10 protein-coding genes are annotated in these 15,854 nt (G+C 69.7%); 5 read left to right on the top strand and 5 right to left on the bottom strand.

What is annotated here, in order from left to right:
- Window positions 1–54: 54 nt before the first annotated feature.
- Window positions 55–1,065, bottom strand: a complete 1,011-nt coding sequence (locus tag VZQ01_RS18055; RefSeq protein WP_426748477.1) for a hypothetical protein — start codon at window positions 1,063–1,065, stop codon at window positions 55–57.
- Window positions 1,066–1,195: 130 nt separating this feature from the next.
- Here VZQ01_RS18055 and VZQ01_RS18050 point away from each other — a divergent pair, with 130 nt between their 5' ends.
- The gene (locus tag VZQ01_RS18050; RefSeq protein WP_426748476.1) at window positions 1,196–1,825 is read left to right on the top strand and encodes an FMN-binding negative transcriptional regulator; all 630 of its coding nucleotides are present in this window, start codon (window positions 1,196–1,198) and stop codon (window positions 1,823–1,825) included.
- A gap of 445 nt (window positions 1,826–2,270) precedes the next feature.
- Here VZQ01_RS18050 and VZQ01_RS18045 read toward each other — a convergent pair whose 3' ends face one another.
- The gene (locus tag VZQ01_RS18045) at window positions 2,271–5,099 is read right to left on the bottom strand and encodes a protein kinase domain-containing protein (RefSeq protein ID WP_426748474.1); all 2,829 of its coding nucleotides are present in this window, start codon (window positions 5,097–5,099) and stop codon (window positions 2,271–2,273) included.
- Window positions 5,100–5,548: 449 nt separating this feature from the next.
- Between VZQ01_RS18045 and VZQ01_RS18040 the strand changes: the two genes are divergently transcribed.
- From VZQ01_RS18040 to VZQ01_RS18025, 4 genes are all read left to right on the top strand, one after another.
- Window positions 5,549–6,922, top strand: a complete 1,374-nt coding sequence (locus VZQ01_RS18040; protein ID WP_223751855.1) for a hypothetical protein — start codon at window positions 5,549–5,551, stop codon at window positions 6,920–6,922.
- 178 nt (window positions 6,923–7,100) lie between these two features.
- The gene (locus tag VZQ01_RS18035; protein WP_223751854.1) at window positions 7,101–8,207 is read left to right on the top strand and encodes a metallophosphoesterase family protein; all 1,107 of its coding nucleotides are present in this window, start codon (window positions 7,101–7,103) and stop codon (window positions 8,205–8,207) included.
- A gap of 156 nt (window positions 8,208–8,363) precedes the next feature.
- Window positions 8,364–8,882, top strand: a complete 519-nt coding sequence (locus tag VZQ01_RS18030; protein WP_223751853.1) for a hypothetical protein — start codon at window positions 8,364–8,366, stop codon at window positions 8,880–8,882.
- Window positions 8,883–9,249: 367 nt separating this feature from the next.
- Window positions 9,250–10,320 carry a Fic family protein gene (locus tag VZQ01_RS18025; protein ID WP_426748473.1) on the top strand — a complete coding sequence of 357 codons (1,071 nt, stop codon included), beginning with the start codon at window positions 9,250–9,252 and terminating at the stop codon, window positions 10,318–10,320.
- A gap of 124 nt (window positions 10,321–10,444) precedes the next feature.
- Here VZQ01_RS18025 and VZQ01_RS18020 read toward each other — a convergent pair whose 3' ends face one another.
- From VZQ01_RS18020 to VZQ01_RS18010, 3 genes are all read right to left on the bottom strand, one after another.
- A complete protein-coding gene (locus VZQ01_RS18020; protein WP_426748472.1) occupies window positions 10,445–11,827 on the bottom strand; it encodes a beta-helix domain-containing protein in 1,383 nt (460 codons plus the stop codon).
- A 26-nt stretch (window positions 11,828–11,853) separates the two neighbouring features.
- Window positions 11,854–15,054: a TonB-dependent receptor domain-containing protein gene (locus VZQ01_RS18015; protein WP_426748976.1), complete on the bottom strand. Its 3,201-nt coding sequence runs from the start codon at window positions 15,052–15,054 to the stop codon at window positions 11,854–11,856.
- A gap of 365 nt (window positions 15,055–15,419) precedes the next feature.
- Window positions 15,420–15,845, bottom strand: coding sequence for an ExbD/TolR family protein (locus VZQ01_RS18010; protein ID WP_141324143.1), 426 nt, complete (start codon window positions 15,843–15,845; stop codon window positions 15,420–15,422).
- Window positions 15,846–15,854 lie beyond the last annotated feature (9 nt).

Genomic DNA, 15,854 nt, shown 5'->3' with positions numbered 1-15,854 from the left:
CAGGCGCCGCGCCTCGTGTCGTTTCAGGGGCCTGGGGTGGAGTATGCCGAGGCTTCAGCGCCCGCCACCGCGGGGGCCACCGCCCCGAGGTGGCTTGCCACCGAACCCTCCGTCACGGGGCCCGAGCGGACGCGCGGGCAGGGTGATGGCCTCGCCATCGAGCGTGGCCTGTCCACACTCGGGTCCGAACACCAGCGTGTTCGTGGTTCCCTCCGCACCCGTCCGCACCTGCGTGCCAGCGAGCGGCCACGCGCAGACGGACGGCGGCACCCGGACGATGCCCGTGAGCGTCACCGAGGACGCGCTGCCATCCGCGAGCGTGGCGGTGAGCGTGCCGTTGCTGGTGCGCGTGGGCGAGTCCGCCTCCGCGTCGAAGGTCTCCTCCAGCGAGCCCGTGAGGTGCAGGCTGTCGAGCACCGTCCCTTCCGCGTCGAGGTGCGTGCGCGTCGTGTCGACGGTGACAGCGCGGCTGAGCGTCTGGCGAGCGCCGGGCACTCGCACCGAAGTGGACGCGATGCTGCCCGCCATCTTCGCGCTCCGGCCATCCTCCAGGGTGTGGGTGATGTCGTGCGTGGACTGCTGCTCGAAGCGCAGCGGCGCGTCCTCACCGCAGGCCTCGACCGGAGCGATGGCCGTCACCACCTCCACCGTGCCCGAGGAGACCACACCCGTGGCCTCACCGCGCTCGGAGTCCTCGGGCCTGGGGCCGCCACCGGGCGCGGGCGGCCGCTCCCATCCACAACCTCCGCCACGGGGCCCACGGGCGCGCGCCTCGCAGTCGGTCCAGGACAGATGGAGCTCGGAGGGGAAGCCCTGTCCGCAGACCTCCACCTCGGCGGTCTCCGGCTCGGCGTCGCACTGGAAGCCCTCGTGCTCCCAGCGACGCACCTCGAGCGGCAACCCCTCCAGGAACCGGGAGCCGAGGGGAACGTCCGCGGACTGCGCCTCGTTGATGGCTCCCGCGACGGCGACCACGGCTTGCTGCTCGGTGGTGTCCTGCGTCTTCTGGGTGCCACAGCCCGCGCCAACCAGCGCGGCCGCCAACATGCCTGCCTTGAGCTTCATGGTGTCTCCCCGCAACACACGTCGAAGCGCGCGCCGGCCCCGCGCACGAGAACCAAGGTAGGGGACAAACCTTGCGCGGTTCTTAAGCCCCGGTTGACGCGGTGGCCCCACCCGGGGGACGCAAGGGGGCATGTACATCCCCCGCCACTTCGAGGAACGGGACGCGGAGCGTCTCCTGTCGCTGATGACGCGGCACGCCTTCGCCGTGCTGGTGACGATGGACCAGGACGGCGCGCCCTTCGCCACGCACCTGCCGTTCCTCGTCGAGCGGGACGCGGCGGGCGCGCTGCGACTGCTCGCGCACATGGCGTTGCCGAACCCGCAGTGGCGCACGTTCCCCGCCGAGCGCGACGCGCTGGTCATCTTCCAGGGGCCCCACGCCTACGTGTCACCCACCTGGTACACGACGGGCTCCCAGGTGCCCACGTGGAACTACGCCACGGTGCACGCGTACGGCAGGCCCAGCGTCATCGAGTCTCGCGACGAGGTGCTGCGCATCCTGCGAGACACGGCGGCGCGCTACGAGGCCGGCAACGCTCCCCCGTGGACGATGGAGCAGTCCCAGGAGTACGTGAACCGGCTGCTCGGCGGCATCGTCGCGTTCGAGCTCCGGGTGACGCGGCTGGAGGGCAAGTTCAAGCTCAGCCAGAACAAGGGCGAGGCGGACCGCAAGGCCGTCATCTCGGCGCTGGAGCACAGCCCGTTCCCGGGGGACGGCGAGCTGGCGGCGCTGATGCGCTCACGCGAGGAGCCTGGATAGACTCGTGGGCCCGGTGCCCTCCTCGGCTCCGCGCCCACGTGCCTTTCCCGTCTTGTCGAGCCGGGCCACGAGTGCGACACGGGCCCCGATAGCCCTTACGGCGGGAAGCTGTCAGCTCGCATCGCGCCCCGTCTGAATGCGGGGTGCGACAGGGACAGGTTAGGCACCCCGCCCAGGTCCGGGAACGCATGTCGCCGAGCCCCCGATGAACGGCTCCGGCTCATGCTCGCCGACCGGGAGGCGCATGGAGGGCTCGCCCCGTCGCCTGCTACCCCAGAGCGGAGGGGGCAGGTCGACCCAGCACCTGGGCACGTGAGCGAGCGAAGCCGGGGCCCGCGTGTCTGTCGTCCGCGTCCACCGCCTCTCCGCGCGGCCGACCTCCCTGGATGGCGGCGCCACGAGGAGGACGCCGCTCGCGAGAAGCGTCCGTTCCGACTGGGCCCGACTACCGCTCCGAGCGGCGCGAGCCCTTGAGCGCGGCGGCGCGCTCCTTGCGAGTCATCGCGGTGGCATCGACGATGTCCACCTCGAGCGCGCCCTGGTTGTCCTCGCGCTTCACGTCCGGGAAGAAGCAGCGCAGGTCCTCGGTGTCGGTGATCTGGTAGCGCTTGCCCGTCTCGAGGATGCGATGCGTGGCGCGCACCGAGGCCGGCTCCGTGCCCCGCTCGACGCACAGCATCTGCTGGATGCGTCCATTCGCCCCGGGGCGCACCTCCGCGAAGTCGTCGCGCACCGTGAACAGGTACGTCGCGCGCGGATTCAGGCCGCGCAGCACCACCTGGTGCTCGGGCTTGAGCTGCAGGGCGTGCTCCTTCGCGTCGAACGTGAGCGAGCGCGGAGGCACATACGCGGACTGCCGGAGGTTCACGCGCACCGTGCCGCTGTTGTCCTCCGGCCCGTTGTCATCCACCGCGAACACATGCAGCTTGCGAGCGTTCTTGATGGTCCGCGTGGACGCGCTCAACAATCCGAAGCTCGAGTCCGCCGGGCCCTCGCCCTCGATGAAGTACACCAGCGTCCCCGACGCGGTCCCCCGACCCTCGGCCAGCGACGCGCTGCCCTGTGTCCACACCGAGTAGGACAGCGAGGGGTTCAGGTCGATGGAGGCCGTCGAGTACTCGGGGATGGGCGCCGCGTTGTACTGGGGCCGCAGCACCAACAGCCGCGTGGGGTAGTCCACCTCATGAAGTGCCCGCTGCGACGCGGTCATCTTCTCGACCGCGGCCTGCTGCTGCTCGGCGGGCCTGCCCTCCGCCGCCACGGCCACCGTGCCCGCGTCGTCCGTCGCCGCGCCGCCGCCATCCTGCTCGGCCCCGACGAGGGACACGACGTCGTCATCCGCCTTGTCGTCCACGGGCGCCACCGCGACGGGCGCGGGCTCCGGAGGCTTGAGCGCCTCCAGCTCCGCGTTCATCGGCTCCAGCAACACCGACGCCGGGGTGAAGCGGCGGATCCACGTCGAATACCCGGGCATCGTGAGCGCCAGGGTGTTGGCCTCACCCACGCGCACGCCGTCCAGCGTCACGGGCGTCTTGCCCGGCACGTCCTTGCCGTTGAGGTTCACGCTGGCGCCCGCGGGCGTGGACGTGATTCGCAGCGTGGTGGTGTGGACCGCCACCGCCTCCGGGGGCGGGTCGGACTTGATGACGAAGTGGTAGAAGAGCGCGACGAACAGCAGGACGATGGCGGACCCGAACATGTAGAGGGTCATCGTCCGCATGTCCTTCTGCCGCTTCGCCCCGCGCTCGGCCTCCTCGCGGGCCAGCTTCTCGCGAGCCTCGTCCGCCGCGGTGCGGAACCCCGTCCCCGTATACGTGCGCGCCGAACCCGAGGGCTGCGGCGCCACCGCCTGCGCGGTGACGACGGGAATTTCCACCGGCGTGTCCCGGGGGTCGTCGCCCATCGCGGCCACGGCGGCGGGGACCACGGTGGGGACGTACGTCTTGAGGATGTCGATGCCCGCGTCCGTGGCGGGCTCGTCCGGAAGCTCCGGGACGGGCGGACCGGGGCGCTCGTAGGAGCCGGACTTGCGGCCCGCGCCGGTGGTCTCCGCGCGCGGGATGCCGGTGTTCGTCGCACGGCGTCCGCCCGCGCTCGACACCTTGCGCATGTCGGGGTTGCTGCCCGGAGCGGAGCGTCGCGCGCCGTCACTCGGGGGCCGCGCGCCTCCCTCGCTGCCGGGCCTGGAGCGCATGCCGGGGCTCGAGGGCCGCGACACGCTCCCCGACGACAGGGGCCGGGCCCGGCCCTGTGACGGCTCCACGATGCCCGCCTGCCACAGCGCGACCTGCTCCTTGAAGGCGGGGGTCACCTCCGCCTTGCGCCCCTCCGCCATCAGCTCCTCGGCGAAGAGGTACGCCATGAGCTGCGACAGCATCGTCGGCGTGAAGCGCGGGTTGTCGCGGTAGAGCAGCTCCACCAGCGACTCGCTCAGCTCCTTCGCCGTCTGGTAGCGCGCCTCCCGGTCGATGGCCATCGCGTTGCCGATGACCGTCTCCAAATCAGGGCTCACCGTCGGGTTGTTCGCCGACGGCGGCAGACAGTCGCCCGTGAGGATGCGCGGCAGGACGGTGACGAACTCGCCCTCGTAGGGGCGCTTGCCGCACACCATCTCGTAGAGCACCACGCCCGCCGCGTACACGTCCGTGCGGGCGTCCAGGTCCTGCCGGCCCTGCGCCTGCTCCGGGGAGAAGTACGGGTACTTGCCCTTGAGCGTGCCCGGAGACGTCTTCGCCTCCACGGCGCTGGTGGCCTTGGCGATGCCGAAGTCGATGACCTTGACCTCGCCCTCGTAGGAGATGAGGACGTTGTCGGGCGAGACGTCCCGGTGCACCAGGCCCATCTCCACGCCGTCCTCGCCCACGTGGCGGTGCGCGTAGTCCAGGCCGTCACACAGCTTGCTGGCCACATGCAGCGCGAGCGGCTCCGGGAAGAACCCCATGCCCGCGCGCTGCGCGCGGCGCAGCACCTTGGACAAGGGCTGGCCCTGCACCAGCTCCATGGCGATGAAGTACTGGCCGCCCACCTCGCCGAAGTCGAAGACCTGCGCGATGTTGCTGTGGCTCATGCTGGCCACCAGCCGCGCCTCGCCGATGAACATCTCGACGAAGTCCGCCTCGTCCACGAAGTGGGGGAGGATCTGCTTGATGACGCAAGGCTTCGTGACGCCCGCGGCCCCCGTCATCCGGGCGCGGTAGGTGACGGCCATGCCGCCCGCGGCAATCTTCGAAAGAAGGACGTACTTGCCGAACTGCTGAGGGGGGGATTCCGCCACGTTTACAAGGCCAGGTCAGGTCGTCGTGAAACACCAAGCATACTCTTGTTCCACTGAAAGTCCCGGAACGGGCTCCAGTCGCATGCGAACGCGTCACCAGGGTGTTCCGTGCCTCGGGGCCTGGTGGAAAACCGAGACCTGAGTCATCCCTCACCTCGCCCGGGTGGCCTGTCGCGGGGGTGTGACAGCTCTCGGACTGAGGGGGCTGGGGGTCTCAGAATGATTCGTCGCGGTCGGGGGATAATCCGGGGTCCGGGGGATTGTGGCGAAGAGTCGCCGTGATTCCGGAGGGTTGTGGGAGCTGCGCCCGAGACTGTCGGGTCGCTTCACATTTCTTCACGGACGTGTCCGGCGCGCGCGGGGGAAGGGCGGTTATGTAGGCCGGCACGGCCGCGCGGGCCGGTGGTGGAGGGCGGTCGGCCTTCTTCCGGAGAAACGAGGCGACGCCGATGTTGTCCGAGCTGTCCTCCCGCTCGAGGCCCCTTGCCCTGGTGGTGATGGGCGCATTGCTCGCGTTGCCGATGCGTGGGCGGGCGCAGGAGCTGGAGGCGGTGAGACCCTCCGCGTTCGATCTGCTCGCCCGGAGTCCGGAGCTGGGCGGGTCGGACATCCCGAGGGACCTGCCGGGTCGCGTCACGGTGGGGCCCGCGATGCGGCCGGGGGTGGAGCCTCCCGAGGCGCAGACGTCCTCCCCGGACGAGCACCTCGAAGGCGAGTCGGACTTCCCGCTCAGGGTCCTGACCGACAGGGACCTGGCGAGCAGAGCTACGGTGGCGCCGAGCGAGGGCGCGTTGACGTTGATGCCCGCGTCGTCGACGGCCGGGCCGCGCGAGTTCAAGGTGCTGCCTGCGGTGGTGTCGGTGGTGCCGGGGCTCTTGTTCCACGGGTTGGCGCCGGCGGTGGCGGGGGATGGGCACACGGCGAAGCGGCTGTTCGCGTTGGAGGGCACGGGGCTGGGGCTCATCGCGTTGGGCGGCGTGCCCATCGCGCTCACGGGTGCGTCGCGGAAGACCATCGCGCCGCTGTACGCGGTGACGCTGGCGGGCTTCAGCGTGTTCGGCATCTCGGCGCTCGCGAACCTGTACTCGGTGGCGTCGCCGGCGTTCGACCCGGGGGTGCCTCCGCCGTCGTTGCCGCCGCTGGAGCTGGAGATGGGCTACCAGTACGTGAGCGACACGTCGTTCGACTACGACCACTTCGTGTCGTTGGGCGCGGTGGCGCGCTTCGACGAGGTGCAGCTCCGGGCCACCGCGAGGTTGGCGCCGGACGAGGGCAACACGCAGGTGCGGGTGGGCGGGGCGTATCGGTTGCTCGGGGTGTCGGAGCGCAGGCTCGAAGGCTCGGACGGGTCCTCGCTGGACGCGGAGCTGGTCGGGTTGTTCCACCGCTTCCCCACGGAGGGCTTCGCCGTCATCGGCGGAGACGTGGGGCTGCGAGGCCGCTACGCGATGGCGCGGGTGAGCCCGTCCCTGGCGGGCTCGTTCGCCGAGGTGAGCCTGGGCATGTCGATGCAGGGCTACACGTACTTCGGCCCGGTGGACGACGGGAACCTGCACACGCAGCTGCTCTTCACCTTTGGCTACGGCGTGTGGCTGGGGCGCGGAGGCGGGCCGTTCAGGGGCGAGGCGATGCTGTACTACGACCATCGCAAGGATGACTTCGCGGGCGGAGTGCGCTCGTTGGGCGGCGGCGTGGTGGGCAACTTCGGTCTGCGCGGGCGCGTGCTGCTGACGGACGCGTGGGGCGTGGCCGCGGAGGCGCAGGCGGGTGGAGCGCTCGTCGGACGCCTGTCGCTCATCTACGCGTTCGGAGGTGACCTGTGATGCACGAGCGCATGTGTACCGACTCCGCGTCGGGACGTCGTGAGCGGACGCGGGAGAGGACCGAAGTGGCGAGGCGTCGGTCTCTCATGTCCGCGCTGACGCTGCGTGGGAGTCGCGCCGCGAAGCAGGGCGCGAGGGCGCGTGGTGTCGGCGTGTCGGGTCAGGGAGGAGCGCTGTGATGCGGCTCGGAAGCGTGGGCGTGGTGTCGGCGCTGTTGCTGGCGGGGTGTCTGCGTCCTGCGGAGAACCGCGCGATGCGCGACCTGAAGGTCGGGCAGGCGGAGGGCGGTGGACTCTCGCTCGTGGTGGAGGACGGGCTCGCGGCGGTGCGCGGCGTGGAGTCCGGAGGCGTGACGTTGTGGGGCAACGCCCCGGTCTTCACCGCGCGCGCCACGCTGGACGCGAGCGCGACGACGAACTGGCTCATCACGGTCCGCAACGCGATGCCGGACGCGCGGCTCGTCGCGGAGCTGGAGGACGGTGAGCTGCTCGCGGTGGAGCCCGTGCCCCAGTCGATTCGCACCGTGAAGGCCTGGCGCGTGGGCTTGCGCGCCGGCGCCGTGGCGAAGCTGCACGTCGCACCGCCGGGCTGGGACTCCGCGGAGCCGTTCCGCTTCGCGGCGCTGGCGGACGTACAGGAGGCGCTGCCTCGCGTGGGAGACATCTACGCGCGCCTGTCGAAGGACCCCACGCTGCGCTTCATCCTCTTCTCCGGAGACCTGACCGAGAACGGCACGCGCGAGCAGCTGCTGGAGTTCCAGGAGCGCCTGGAGGCGGGCTCGCCCATCCCGCTGTACGCGACGCTCGGCAACCACGAGACCTTCTCGAAGGACGCGGAGGAGTACACGGCGCTCGTGGGCCGGGGCAACCAGAGCTTCGTCTTCCAGGGTGTGCGCTTCACCGTGGTGGACTCGAGCAACGGCACGCTGGACCCCATCGTGGAGGAGCAGCTCGACGGGTGGCTCGCGTCGTCGCGACACGGCACGCACGTGGTGTCGATGCACGTGCCGCCCCAGGACCCGGTGGGCCTGCGCGGAGGCGGCTTCGCGAACCGCGGCGAGTCCGCGAGCCTGGTCGGCAAGCTCGCGCGCGAGGGCGTGGACCTCACGCTCTATGGCCACATCCACTCGTACTACTCGTTCACCAACGCGGGCATCCCGGCCTTCATCTCCGGAGGCGGCGGCGCGATTCCGGAGACCTTCGATGGGGTGGGCCGTCACTACCTCGCGGTGGACGTCGGCGCGAACGAGGGGCTGCGCGAGGCGGCCCTGGTGCGCGTGGACTGACGCCGGAACGTCGGCACTGAACGAAGCGTCAGCCGGCGGTGTGTGGGAGGAAACGCGCGCGGGGCCGACAATCCGGCCTCGCAGCGTACCCTCTTGATCTGACACTGAACACGTGAGCAGATGGCGGCCCTACCGCGAGGAGCCAGGAGGCCCGCCATGTTCGATTCGAACGAGAACGACCCCATTTCCCCGGCGCTGCGTGCGCTGCTCGAGCTGTTCACCACGGAGCTGGCGGAGGTGCGCTTCCCGGACATGAGCGGGGACGTGCTGGACGACGCCGCCGCGCAGGTGCGAGCGAAGGCGGAGGCGGTGGCCCAGGCGCAGGCGGCGCTGGAGGCGGCGCGCCAGGGGCTGCAGGAGAGCCAGGACGCGCTGCTGCAGAAGGGCCAGCGCGCGCTGGCCTACGCGCGGGTGTTCTCCGAGGAGAACCCGGAGCTGGCCACGAAGCTGGACGCCATCCACCTGCCGCGTCCGGTGCGCAAGGGGCCGAAGTCGGAGGGCGCCACCTCGGAGCCGGTGGCCGCGGCGAACGGCAACGAGGAGAACGCGCCGAAGCGCCGGGGCCGTCCCCCCAAGGCGCGTCCCGCGCAGGGCGCGTCCCTGTTCTCCGAGGGCGCCACCGCCGAGTCCCTGGCCATCGCCCACGAGGGCAACGGCGTGCTGCCCTCCGCGTGACGTCCCATGCGGCTTCGAGCATCGGGCGCGTGACCTGTGCCCACGTCTGAGGCGGGCTTTCAGATCCGACGTGGGGAAAGGCCCGCCTGCCGCGGAGGCAAGTGCCCTGGTCCCCGAAAGGGGCCCGCGGGCCGCGACCTCCTCTTGTTGAAGATTCCTGAGATAGGCCTGAATCGGAGCGGCCCTTATTTTAATATGGGGCCTATTCTTGAAATAGTGACGCGGTCTTGGCGCGCATATTTCAGTTCAGCGTGATTCAGGGGGCAAGGTGATGCGGGCTGGCAGGTACGTTCAGCAGCTTCGAGGGTATCGAGCGTTCATCCCGAGCGGGTTGCCTCCTGATCCCCCCATCCGCCTTGAGGGGCCGTTGACCTCCTTGCTGAGCGAGGCGGATCGGGCGCTTGGCCGCTTGGATGGCGTGTCCTCCATCCTTCCGAATCCCGACCTCTTCGTCGCGATGTACGTCCGCCACGAAGCGGTTCTCAGCTCCCAGATAGAGGGAACGCAGAGCACGTTGGAGGACGTCCTCGAGTTCGAGATGGACGGTCGAGGAGCTCGGGTCACCAAGGACGTGGAGGAGGTCGTCAACTACGTCCGGGCGATGAACTTCGGCCTGGAGCGGCTCGCTTCCCTTCCGCTTTCGCTTCGCCTGCTGCGGGAGATTCATGCCCGATTGATGGAGGGCGTTCGCGGAAGCGAGCGAAGCCCTGGGGACTTCAGGGCCAGCCAGAACTGGATTGGCCCCCAAGGGTGCTCATTGTCGACGGCGACGTTTGTGCCACCACCTCCTCATGAGATGCAGGAGGCGCTCGCGAACCTGGAGTTGTTCCTTCATCGCCAGAGTGAGCTCCCCGTCCTCATTCTTTGTGGTCTGGCCCATGCCCAGTTCGAGACCATCCACCCGTTCCTGGATGGAAATGGGCGCGTGGGTCGACTGCTCATCACGCTCTTGCTCTGTGAGCGACGCGTCCTCGAGCGTCCCTTGCTTTACCTCAGCGTCTACCTGAAGAAGCATCGTGCCGAGTACTACGACCGGCTGACGGCCATTCGGAGCGATGGCGATTGGGAAGGGTGGCTGCGCTTCTTCCTTCGCGGCGTAGCAGAGGTGAGCGCCTCCGCGACGAACACTGCTCGTGCCATCCTCAAACTGCGTGAGGACTCCCGGCAGAAAGTCGCCCACAGCGCTCAGGCCATGCGGTTGTTGGACTTCCTCTTCGAGCGTCCGGTCATCACCGTGCGTGCCACGGAGGAGCACTTGTCCTGCTCCTACGTGACAGCCTCTTCCGTCATCGAATCGATGGTGGCGGTGGGGCTGTTGAGGGAGACCACGGGACAGAAGCGCAACCGACTCTATCGCTATGAGCCCTATCTCGCCCTGTTCGAGAAAGAAGGGCTCGAGACGGGGCGCGCTGCGGACGCCTCGGCACCCACCCCCTAAAAACCGCGGCCCGGACGCGAGGCCTTCCCGGAGCCCCCCTCCGGAAGAGACCCGCGCCGGGCCACGAGACCGCCCGGCCTCCGCATTCACTCCGCGGACGCCGGACGGGTACACCCCAGATGCCTCAGTTCTGCGGGAACGCCGTCCAGCCGGCCATCCAGTTGGTGGTGCCGAACGCGCCCACGAACCGGGCCGACGTGTCGAAGCCCGCGCCCGGCGTGGCCGCGTTGTCCGGGTTGAGCAGCGGCGAGCCCGCCTTGGGCAGGAAGTTCGGCGCCGTCAGGTTCGTCGCGTCCGTCAGCTGCGGGTCCTGCACCTTCACGCCGTTGGCGGCGACCAGGATTTTCTCCGCCTCGTTGAAGCGGCTCACGTCCGGGTCCACCGTCACGCCACCCTCCACCTTCGGGTTCGGCGCGAAGGGGATGGTGTCCGTCAGGTTCGCGTTGTCCCAGAAGAAGGTGTTGCGGATGGACAGCCGCGAGTCACCCGTCTCGTTGAAGAGCGCCGCGGAGGCCTCGCCGTCCACGTCCACCGCCTGGTCCTTGAAGTACGCGACCACGGCGTTGCGCAGGCGGATGCCGGCGCCCGTGTTGAACACCAGGCCCTCCTGCGAGGGGTTGCCACCCGGGTCCGCGTTGGAGCCGATGAAGCTGGCGTTCCAGATCTCCGGCACGCTGATGGGCGCCTGCGTCGGCGTCGTCTTGTGGCTGGACGCCTCGATGGCGCGGTCGCCCACGCGGGGGCTCTGCTGCACCACCAGGAACTGCACCTTGCCCGTGTAGCCCAGGTCGTAGTCCAGCGCGTCGTCGTCCGCCTGCGTGATGACGATGTGCTTGAGGGGCGCGGTGCCACCGAACATCTCGATGCCGTCGTCCAGGCCCATGTGGACCTGCACGTAGTCGATGTCCGTCGTCGAGCCGCAGCCGCCCACGGTGAGGCCGTTGAGCTCGTTGTTCGGCGCCAGCTCGAAGCCGGCGAACTCGATGCGCGCGTACTTCAGCGTGCCGCAGTTGTGCGCGTCGTCCTGGCCGCCGTACTTCGTCTGCTCGTTGCCGCTGGTGGCGAAGAAGCCCTCGACGGTGGTCTCGCCGCCGGAGACGTTCAGCCGCGCCTTGCCCAGCAGCACCACGCCGCCCCAGTTGCCCGCCTCGCGCTCGCCGGCCGCCTTGGAGGACGTGAAGACGATGGGCTTCTCCGCGGTGCCCACCGCGTTGATGCGCGCGTTGCGGGTGATGATGAGCGCGCTGCCGACCTCGCCCTTCACCGTGGCGCCCGCCTCGATGGTGAGCGTGCCGCTGTTGACGAAGACGTACTTCTTCAGCACGTAGGTGTTGCCCGCCTTCCAGGTGGTGTCCGCGGTGAGGTCCTGGGAAACCTCCACCGTCTCCGGGTTGGTGGGGTTCGGGTCCGGGTTGGTGGGCGGGTCCTTCTTGTCGTCGTCGCCGCAGCCGTAGCCGCCAACAGCCAGGCTGGACATGATGAAGAGGGAGGCGAACAAGCGCTTCATGGCGAGACTTCCTTTCGGGAGGGGAACTACAGGGACAGGCCCAGCGACGCGGAGAACGCGAGGCCCGGGCGGAACTCGACGAGGGCGATGTCGCCCTGCTGCAACTTGATGCGGGAGTTGAGGAGGTTGGACGCGGTCAGCTTCAACTGCGTCGCCTCGGTGAGCTTCTGCGTGACGGCCAGGTCCACGCGGTGGAAGGGCTGCTCGTAGACGTCCGGCAGGTTGTCCGTGCCCACCTCGGCGATGCGGCGGCCGTACACGTTGTAGAGCAGCGCCACTTCCGTGCCGCTCTGCTGCCGCTCGTAACCGAGGTTGACGTTGATGACGTAGGGCGACTGGCCCTGCAGCGGGCGCTTGGAGTTGGTCTGCAGGCCCTGCACGTTGCCCAGGTCGATTTCGGACTGGATGAGCGTCAGGTTGGCGCCCACCTTCAGCGGCTGCAGCGCGGGGGTGATGCGCGCCAGCGACGTGCGCGCCTCCAGCTCGATGCCGTAGGTGTTGGCGGCCGGCGTGTTCTCGAAGTTCATGTCGCCGGAGCCCACGGAGTTGATGACGCGCTCGATGGGGTTCTGGAAGCGCTTGTAGAAGGCGCTGGCGGCGAGGACCTCGTTCTCCCCGGCGAACCACTCGACGCGGGCGTCCACGTTGTGGATGCGCGTCTGCACCAGGTCCGGGTTGCCGGAGATGTTGCGGCGGCGCACGAAGTCGTAGAACGAGAAGGGCGCCAGCTCCCGGAAGGACGGCCGCGCCAGCGTGTAGCTGTAGCCGGCGCGCAGGTTCACCGTGGGGGTGAGCGCGTAGATGGCGTTGAGCGACGGCAGCCAGTCCAGGTAGTTGACGTCGTTGCGAGACGCCTCCACGTCGGTGAACTGGTTGAGCGCGACCAGCTCCTGGCGCGAGCTCTCCAGGCGCACGCCGCCCACCAGGCGCAGGGACTCCGTCGGGGTGACGTCCGCGGTGACGTAGCCGGCGAAGATGCCCAGCGACGCGTCATACGCGTCCGAGTCCGGACGGGTGCTCTCCTGGATGCGCATGCCGTTGCCCAGGTAGTCGCTGCTGAAGAGCACCTCGGGCGGCAGGAAGCGGTCCACGTCCGAGTTGGGGCTGATGCTGTAGCGGAAGCGGCGGGCGCGGAAGTCGCGGAAGGACAACTGGGTGAGGCCGCCCACCTTCACGCGCACGTCGCTGAAGGGCACGGTGACGTTGAGGCTGCCGCCGAAGGACGTCTCGCCCAGGTCGGCGAAGAAGCGCTCGCCGCTGTTGGCCTGGTTGGGGAAGGACATGCCGCCGGAGGGGTTGCCCAGGTTGTCGCTGTAGAGCGAGTCGCGGGTGTCCGGCTCGTCGCGGTCCACGCGGGAGAAGTTGGCCTGCCAGTCCACCTCCGAGTCGCCGAACAGGCCGATGCGGTGGAAGCCGCGCAGCTGGTTGAAGGACAGCTGCCGGACGATGAACTGCAGGCGGCTGCCCTGGTAGAGGTCGCCCTTGAGCGAGTCCACGCCGTCGCTGGTGGTGGTGCGCGTCTCGGTGCCGCGGGTGTAGAGGCTGAAGAGGGTCAGCTCGTTGTCGCGGTTGAGCTGGTAGCCCACGCTGGCCAGGCCGCTCAGGTTGGCGACCTCGGTGCCCAGCTGCGTCTGGGCGTCGTCGTAGCTGACGAAGTCGCCGCGCAGGTCATACGCGGCCTTGGTGTACTGGGTGCGCTGGGTGTTCTCGCGGTGGCCGTAGTTGACGGTGGCCAGGTAGCCCAGGCGCTTGTTCTCGAAGCGCAGCGTGTCGCCGAGCGACGCGCTCAGGCCCATGTTCGGCAGCGCGGTGGTGCGGCGCGCGTTCCACACGTTGTTGAAGCTGTTCCATTGGCTCGTCAGCTCCTCGCGCGACTCGCCGCCGTTGCCCAGGGCGTGGTCGGTGGGGATGGCTGCGGGCAGGCGGCGGGTGTCGCCGGGGAAGCCGAGGAACTCCATGGCGCCGCCGCCGCGCTGGGCGTTGCGACCCTGGAAGGTGGACTCGGTGTCGCCGCCGAAGGTGATGCGCGGCTTGAACTCGAACTGGCTGGGGTAGGTGTTGGTCTCGATGAGCAGCGTGCCGCCGCCGAAGGAGCCGGGCAGGTCGGCGGTGTAGCTCTTGACCACGTTGAGGTTGGCGAGCAGGGACGTGGGGAAGAGGTCCAGCGGGACGCTGGGCTCGTCGGGCTCGGGGCTGGGCAGGAGCGCGCCGTTGAGCAGGGTGGTGGTGTAGCGGCCGCCCAGGCCGCGCAGCAGGACGTAGCGGCCATCGACGACGGTGGCGCTGACCACGCGCTTGACGGCGTCGGAGGCGCTGGAGTCGGGGGTGCGGGAGATCTCCTGGGCGCTGATGGCGTCGGAGACGGCGGCGGCCTTCTTGCGCTCCTGGAGCAGGGCGCCCTCGGCGCGGCGGTCCGCGCGGGCCTCGACGACGACCTCCTGCACGGCGCCCACGTCGGCGCTGAGTGCGACGTCCAGCCTGGTCGCCTTGCCCTGGGTGACGATGACGCCCGTGATTCGGCGGCCCTGGTACACGTCGTAGAAGACGCGCAGGTCGTACTTGCCGGGCGGCAGCGCGAGCCGGTAGTTGCCGTCCAGGTCCGTGAGCGCCTGCTTCTGCGCGCCCGTGACGACCTTCACGGTGGCCTCGATGAGGCCCTCCTGGTTCGTCTCGTCGATGACCTTGCCGTAGACGCCCGTGAAGCCCGCGGGGGGCTCGGAGGCCTCGGCCATCATCGCCTCGTCCTCGGCCGTCACGGCTTCGTCGGTCGCGATGCCCTCGGTCGGGACTTCCTCGGCGCCCGGCGTCTGCACGGTGGCGGGAGCCTGCGAGCCATCCGGCTGCACGGCGCCCGGGGGCTGCGCGCCATCGGGCTGCGTGGCCACGGTGGCGGGAGCCTGCGAGCCATCAGGCTGCACGGTGGCGGGAGCCTGCGTGGCGCCCGGCTGCGAGCCATTCGGCCTCACCGTGCCGGGAGCCTGCATGGCGCCCGGCTGCGAGCCATTCGGCTTCACCGTACCGGGAGCCTGCGTGGCGCCCGGCTGCGAGCCGTCCGGCTGTGCGGTGGAGCCCTGCTGCGAGACATCGGGCTGCACGGCGGCGGGGGCCTGCGTGGCGCCCGGCTGCGCGGCAGCGGGAGCCTGCGTGGCACCAGACCGCGGCGTGTTCGGCGCGGGTGAGGGCGGAGGTGTCTGTGATTGCTTCGTTCCGTCGGGCGCGGGCGCCATGCCGGGCGCCGAGGGGCGCAGCTCCTCCGACGGGGGCGCGTTGGGATTCGTCACGGGCGGGACGACCTGCGTCTCCGTCCCGGACGGCGTGCTTTCCCCGCCGGGGGTGGAAGGGGTTTGACCGAGGGCCGCCACGGCGGGAGCGACGGGCTCCTGGCCGTTCATCCGCGAGAACGCGGGGGTGGTGATGAGGGTGAGCGCCGCCACGAGGGCGCGCGAAAAGCTTGCGGGAGACAACACGACTCTCCTTGCCAACGGTCGCGCCGTAAACAACGCGATACGGATGGCATTGGAATGGATGGCTTGTGACGATTCAGGCGGCGGATCGCAAACTCGAGGTCACGACCCGCCGCCGCGCGGAAGACTCAGTCCGCGAGCTTGTCAGGCAGCACGCCCACGGTGAGATTGCCTCCCCGGGCGAGGTCCAGCACTTCCATGGCGGCGCCGTAGGGCACGTCGTCGCCCGCGTCGAAGAACACGATTTTGTCCGGGCGCGCGTTGAGCATGCGCTGGAGCCGGGTGACCACCTGGTCCCTCGGCACCTCTTCCCGGTTGATGCGCAGCACGCCCGCGCGGTCCACCGTGAGCACCACCGGCGGCAGCGCGTCCGGAGGCGGAGGCGTGGTGTCCTCCTTGTCCGGCTTGGCCGGCACCGTCATCCACATCTGCTTGGTCATCAGCGGCGTGACGACCATGAAGATGATGAGGAGGACGAGCACCACGTCCACCAGCGGCGTCACGTTCATCGAGGGGCGAAGGCCGCCCTTGGCTCCACCGAGGTCGAATGCCATGGCGTGCTC

This window comes from Myxococcus faecalis, assembly GCF_050039385.1.
GTDB classification, from domain to species: domain Bacteria; phylum Myxococcota; class Myxococcia; order Myxococcales; family Myxococcaceae; genus Myxococcus; species Myxococcus fulvus.
This window is presented reverse-complemented; position numbering and strand designations above follow the sequence as displayed.

Excerpts from the sequence above, each read along its gene's own strand:
- VZQ01_RS18040 (WP_223751855.1), top strand. The coding sequence starts at position 5,549 with ATGTTGTCCGAGCTGTCCTCCCGCTCGAGGCCCCTTGCCCTGGTGGTG.
- VZQ01_RS18015 (WP_426748976.1), bottom strand. The coding sequence starts at position 15,054 with ATGGCGCCCGCGCCCGACGGAACGAAGCAATCACAGACACCTCCGCCC.
- VZQ01_RS18050 (WP_426748476.1), top strand. The coding sequence starts at position 1,196 with ATGTACATCCCCCGCCACTTCGAGGAACGGGACGCGGAGCGTCTCCTG.
- VZQ01_RS18010 (WP_141324143.1), bottom strand. The coding sequence starts at position 15,845 with ATGGCATTCGACCTCGGTGGAGCCAAGGGCGGCCTTCGCCCCTCGATG.
- VZQ01_RS18020 (WP_426748472.1), bottom strand. The coding sequence starts at position 11,827 with ATGAAGCGCTTGTTCGCCTCCCTCTTCATCATGTCCAGCCTGGCTGTT.
- VZQ01_RS18030 (WP_223751853.1), top strand. The coding sequence starts at position 8,364 with ATGTTCGATTCGAACGAGAACGACCCCATTTCCCCGGCGCTGCGTGCG.
- VZQ01_RS18035 (WP_223751854.1), top strand. The coding sequence starts at position 7,101 with ATGCGGCTCGGAAGCGTGGGCGTGGTGTCGGCGCTGTTGCTGGCGGGG.
- VZQ01_RS18055 (WP_426748477.1), bottom strand. The coding sequence starts at position 1,065 with ATGAAGCTCAAGGCAGGCATGTTGGCGGCCGCGCTGGTTGGCGCGGGC.